At 64.2% G+C, this 5,421-nt stretch carries 7 protein-coding genes; 1 reads left to right on the top strand and 6 read right to left on the bottom strand.

Annotated elements, in window-relative coordinates:
* Positions 1 to 181: 181 nt before the first annotated feature.
* The 6 genes from RMO81_RS13760 to recO form a co-directional block, all read right to left on the bottom strand.
* Positions 182 to 382 carry a toxin-antitoxin system HicB family antitoxin gene (locus tag RMO81_RS13760; protein WP_310476463.1) on the bottom strand — a complete coding sequence of 67 codons (201 nt, stop codon included), beginning with the start codon at positions 380 to 382 and terminating at the stop codon, positions 182 to 184.
* Between the two features lie 7 nt (positions 383 to 389).
* On the bottom strand, positions 390 to 1,283 hold the full coding sequence (locus RMO81_RS13765; protein ID WP_409049624.1) for an SPFH domain-containing protein: 894 nt from the start codon (positions 1,281 to 1,283) through the stop codon (positions 390 to 392).
* A gap of 94 nt (positions 1,284 to 1,377) precedes the next feature.
* Positions 1,378 to 1,542, bottom strand: coding sequence for a hypothetical protein (locus RMO81_RS13770; RefSeq protein ID WP_310476464.1), 165 nt, complete (start codon positions 1,540 to 1,542; stop codon positions 1,378 to 1,380).
* Positions 1,543 to 1,547: 5 nt separating this feature from the next.
* A complete protein-coding gene (locus RMO81_RS13775) occupies positions 1,548 to 1,715 on the bottom strand; it encodes a hypothetical protein (RefSeq protein ID WP_310476465.1) in 168 nt (55 codons plus the stop codon).
* A gap of 40 nt (positions 1,716 to 1,755) precedes the next feature.
* Positions 1,756 to 3,999, bottom strand: a complete 2,244-nt coding sequence (gene parC / locus RMO81_RS13780; protein ID WP_310476466.1) for a DNA topoisomerase IV subunit A — start codon at positions 3,997 to 3,999, stop codon at positions 1,756 to 1,758.
* Positions 4,000 to 4,067: 68 nt separating this feature from the next.
* The gene (gene recO, locus RMO81_RS13785) at positions 4,068 to 4,808 is read right to left on the bottom strand and encodes a DNA repair protein RecO (protein ID WP_310476467.1); all 741 of its coding nucleotides are present in this window, start codon (positions 4,806 to 4,808) and stop codon (positions 4,068 to 4,070) included.
* Positions 4,809 to 4,918: 110 nt separating this feature from the next.
* Between recO and RMO81_RS13790 the strand changes: the two genes are divergently transcribed.
* The coding region (locus RMO81_RS13790) for a cistern family PEP-CTERM protein (protein WP_310476468.1) at positions 4,919 to 5,421 on the top strand (503 nt) is incomplete at its 3' end.

Raw genomic sequence — 5,421 nt, forward strand, 5'->3', positions numbered from 1 at the left:
CCAGGGGCTGAGCCCCTGGACCCACTTTCGTTGGCGTGCGCCTCGCGACCAAATTTGGGCATGGCGAGCAGATAACAAATGGGTGCAGGCCTCAGGCCTGCCCGCCGGAGGCTCTGCTTCCTCGTTCTCCAGCCCATGCCAATTGCAATTCGCGCAAGGTTAGACCCGCAGGGGCTTGGTATCAGTCTTCAGCCGAAGCCGGTGGCCGGCCGCGTTTCGGCGCCGGCGTTACGATCACTTTCACGCCGCGCCGCAGCAAGGCCTCGCGCAGCAGCACTTCGATCTGGGCATTCAGGCTGCGGAATTCGTCCGCTGCAGCACGTTCCAGCGCTGTGTGGAGCGCCGGATCGAGCCGCAGTGGAAAGGCCTTTTTTGCCGTCATCACACCATCAATAAAGGCTGCCGGCGTTGACGATGGGCTGGGTCTCGCGTTCGCCGCACAGCACCACCATCAGGTTGGAAACCATGGCCGCCTTGCGCTCGTCATCCAGCGTGACGATTTTTTTCGCGCTCAACTGGGCCAGCGCCATTTCGACCATGCCAACTGCACCGGCCACCAGCGTTTCGCGGGCGGCAACCACGGCGGCGGCCTGCTGGCGGCGCAGCATGGCGCCGGCGATTTCGGGCGCATAAGCCAGGTGGGTGAAGCCGCATTCATCGACCGTGATGCCAGCCACGCTGAGCCGGTTGATCAGTTCGGCGCGCAGTTCGCCCGACACGCGTTCGTGATCGCCGCGCAGCGTGACTTCCTTGTGCTCGAAATCGTCATAGGGATAACGCGCGCCGATGGTGCGCACCGCCACTTCGACCTGGGCCGTGACGAAGCCGCGATAATCATCGACGTCGAACAAGGCCTGCGCCGTATCGGTGACACGCCAGACCAGTTGGGCCGCGATCTCGACCGGGTTGCCGCGCAGATCATTCACCTTGATCTGCTGCGAAATCAGGTTGTTGGCGCGCAGCGAAATCTTTGTCTTGCCCATCCATGGCCAGGTCCAGCGCAGGCCGTTTACCCGATCAGTGCCCTTGTACTCGCCGAACAGGGTGATGGCCGCGCCTTCGTTGGGCTGCAGCATGTAAAAGCCGCTGATGATGAACAGGAAAACAAACGTCAGCAGCGCCAGCGCCACCGCGATGATCGGCGAACGGCCGCCCAGCAGGGCCACAACGCCGAACAGGCTGGCGGCGATGGTGAGCAGCGCCAGAAACAACATGGCAATGCCATTGCTGCCCACACCGGCCCGTTCAAGGCTGGGCTGGCGGACTGGATCGTGCGTCGTCACATCATTCTCCTCGATATAAATACGATATCATATTTATATCGATTCAAACGCGACGGCAACTGGAATCGGCGGGCAGGAATCAGCGGGGCCGGAGTCAGTCGCCCCCACCATCTCCGCCACCATCGCTGTCGGCATCTGCGCTGGCGACATCACTCGCGCGCTGCTCCAGCCGCTTCAGGCTGGTATCCTTGCGGGAATCGGTGAGCATGATGAAACCGACGACGCCCAGCGACAGCAGGATCAGGATGACGACCACCATTGGCGTCAGGCCTGCGGCGGCTGATCGCCGCCCGGGCCGCCGCCCTCGCCATCGCTGGAATCGGTTGGTGGGCGGCGGCGCTTGAACATGTTCGATGGGTCTTTCGCGGCCAGATAAAAAAACCAGGCAAACATGGCGACATTTAGCACGGCAATGAGGATAATACCGATCATGGTGCCAGCCTTACTCCGGCCCTGCCGCCGTGGCGAGGGTTCAGGGGGTGAACTTGTTGTCGCGCGGGAAGCCGTTGGGCGGCATGCGGCCGGCGCTGGCGCGGGCGCCTTTCCAGAAGCTCAGATCGGCTTCGGTGCGGGTGCGGCCACTGTCGCCGCCCATCGGCCAGCTCAGCCCGTCGGCCATCACGAACGTGCGCACGTCGGCCATGCCGCCATCCTTGTATTTCTGCAGCGCCACGCCCTGGCCCTTCTGCATCTGTGGCAGTTCATCCAGCGGGAAGACCAGCAATTTGCGGTTCTCGCCAATCACCGCCACCACGTCGTCGGCCGGGGCAATCCAGCGGATGACAGCAAGGCGGGCACCTTCGCGCGGGTTCACTACGCCCTTGCCCTTGCGCGTTTCCGCCAGCAGTTCGGCGCTGTCGATCTGGAAGCCGCGCCCGTCGCTGGCCGCCAGCAGCAGGCGGCGATCGGGCTGATGGGTGAACAGGCTGACGATCTCGGTGCCTTCAGCCAGATCGATCATCAGCCGCACCGGTTCGCCCAGGCCGCGCCCGCCGGGCAGGCGATCGGGGGCGAGCGTATAGAACCGCCCGTCGCTGGCGGCCAGCACCAGCCGATCGGTGGTCTGCGCATGGAAGGCATAGGCCGCGCCGTCGCCTTCCTTGAACTTCATCGCTTCGGTGCTGGCCAGATCGACATGGCCCTTCATCGCCCGGATCCAGCCCATGGCCGAACAGATGATGGTGATCGGCTCCTTTTCGATCATGGCTTCGATCGGCACGAACGTCACCTGCGGCGCATCGGCAATGTCGGTGCGGCGGCGGCCGAGGAACGTGGCCGGGCCATAAGCGACGCGCAGGGCAGCCAGATCGGCGGCCAGCCGCTCGGTCTGCTGGGCTTCGCTGTCGATCAGACCGCGCAAGGCGCCCGCTTCTGCGGTCAGCGCCTTGTTCTCGCGGGTGATCTCGATCTCTTCGAGGCGTCGCAGGCTGCGCAGCCGCATGTTGAGGATGGCCTCGGCCTGCACCGCGGTCAGGTCAAAGGCGGCGATCAGCTCGTCCTTAGCGTTATCGGCCTCGCGGATGATGCGGATCACCTCGTCCAGGTTGAGATAGGCCTTGAGCAAGCCGCCCAGCACTTCCAGCCGCGCATCGATGCGGCCGAGGCGATAACGCGAGCGGGCGACCAGCACTTCGCGCTGATGGATCAGCCATTTGGCGATGACCGGCTTCAGCCCCAGCACGCCCGGCCGGCCTTCATCCAGCACGTTCATGTTGAGCGGAATCCGCACCTCAAGGTCGGTCAGCTTGAACAGGCTTTCCATCAGCACATCGGCATCGACGTTGCGCGATTTCGGCGTGATGACGATGCGCAATTGCTCGTCGCTCTCGTCGGCGACATCGGCCAGGATCGGCAGCTTTTTTTCGGTGATGAGTTCGGCCAGCTGTTCGATCAGCTTGCCCTTGAGCACCTGATAGGGGATTTCGCTGATGATGATCGTCCAGGTGCCGCGGCCCTGATCCTCGATGCTCCAGCGGGCGCGCAGGCGGAACGATCCGCGCCCGGTGCGATAGGATTCAGCGATGCTGGCGCGCGGTTCGACCAGCACGCCACCCGTGGGAAAATCCGGCCCGGTAACGAACTGCAGCAGTTCGGTTTCGGCAGCGTCGGGTGCGCGCAGCAGGTGCAGCGCGGCGTCGACGATTTCCACCGGATTGTGCGGCGGGATGCTGGTCGCCATGCCGACCGCGATGCCGGCGGCGCCGTTGACCAGCAGATTGGGGAACAGGCCGGGGAACACCTCCGGCTCTTCTTCCTCGCCATTGTAGGTCGTGCGGAACGGCACGGATTCTTCGTCCAGCCCGTCCATCAAGCGGATGGCGGCATCGGTCAGTCGCGCCTCGGTATAACGCATGGCCGCCGCGTTATCGCCGTCGATATTGCCGAAATTGCCCTGGCCATCGACCAGCGGCACACGCAGCGCAAAACTCTGCGCCAGACGCACCATCGCGTCATAAACCGATTGATCGCCATGCGGGTGATATTTGCCGATCACATCGCCCACCACGCGGGCGCATTTCTTGTAGCCCTGATCGGGGTTCAGCTTGAGCAGCCGCATCGCCCACAGCAGGCGGCGGTGCACCGGTTTGAGGCCATCGCGCAGATCGGGCAAAGACCGCGCCGTGATGGTGGACAGGGCATAGACCAGATAGCGATCGCCCAGCGCGGCGCCGAACGGGGCTTCGATGATATTGTCGCTGTCGGGAAGTGTGGCCATGGCGCTGGGTTAGCGATGGTGGCGCATGCCCGCAAGCGCCCAGAGTCCAAAGCCCAGAACCGTGATCTTCAGCGCATCAGCAGGGTGATCAGCCGTTCGCGCGCGGTCCAGCTGCGTTTGGCGGCTGCGCTGCCCTGCAACACCTCGCGGCCAAGGAAGTGGCCGGTCAGCGCCAGGCCATCCGATATGGCGGCGGCATCGGCATCGCCCGCACCAAACAGGAAGCCCGGCAGCGGCAGCAGTTTCGCTGCCCACGGCAGGCCGGCACCGCGCGACACGGCCTGGCGCGATTTTGGCGACACATAGGCCAGATCGCTGGTGGCGCCAGTGGCGGCGCAACTGGCCAGATCGAGCCCGGTGCCCAGTTCCGCCAGCAGTGCCAGTTCCAGCCGCACCAGTGCCGGGCCAACATCGGCTGCCAACGCGCCCGCAGCCGCGCCGCCGAACAACGCATCAAACAGCGGGAACAGCCGCGGCTGGGCCTCGCCCTCCGGCAGGGTGGCAGCGGCCAGGCTGGCGAGATAATCGACCAGCGCCAGCGCCGCCGGCCCGTGCAGCATCGCCATGTTGGTGCCCAGCGCATGCACCGTCGCAAAGGCCAGTTGCCCGGCGGTCTTTGTCACCAGATCGAGCGCGACGCGGTTGCCGATCTGCAGCACCGGGCGTAATTTGCGCCCGCGCCCGCCCTGCACATAGGCCGCGACAAGCCCCTGATCAGCCGACAGGAATCGCGCCACCACGGCATGTTCGCCGTGCGGGGCCAAAGCCACCACCAATGCTGGTTCAACGCGGATCATGGCCGCCATCATAGCGGTTCGCCGCCGCGCTGCAGCAATTTCACGCGTTAACCAAAAATCATTGTTGGATTCATCATCCAGAATCGGGTATTGGAAAGGCTGTTAATTGGGGTGTAATGATTATGAACAGGTTCGCCTTGGCGATCGTCACAGCGCTTGTCGCTGTCCCGGCCGCCGCCGCCGTGACGGTGCCGTCGACGCCGGCCATGTTCGCTGCGCTCAATCAGAGCGTATCGCTGAACTTTGGTGACGGATATCTCAGCGGCGTGCAGCAACCCGGTCTCGAAGCCGCCGCCACCTTCCGCTTGAGTGACCTGTCTGGTGGCAACGGCACGTCCAACTGGGATCGCTGGACCTTCACCATCGACAATCTGGCCAACACGTCTGGCGGTTCGGTCACGGCTTCGCGCCTGTCGGCCTTTGCCTTCGATGTGAGCCCCAATGTGTCGAGCGCAACGGCCACGGGCATGTTCGATCTGAGCAGCCGCAACAGCAATATTTCGAACGGCATCAGTGTGGAAGTGTGCTTCCGCGATGCTGGCGGCCAGTGCAACGGCGGCGGCAACGGCGGCCTGCAACAGGGCGAAGCCATCCCCAATGGCGAGTTCCAGACCAACACCTTCAC

Origin of the sequence: Sandarakinorhabdus sp. (assembly GCF_031422795.1) — a bacterium.
Taxonomy (GTDB): Bacteria; Pseudomonadota; Alphaproteobacteria; order Sphingomonadales; family Sphingomonadaceae; genus Sandarakinorhabdus.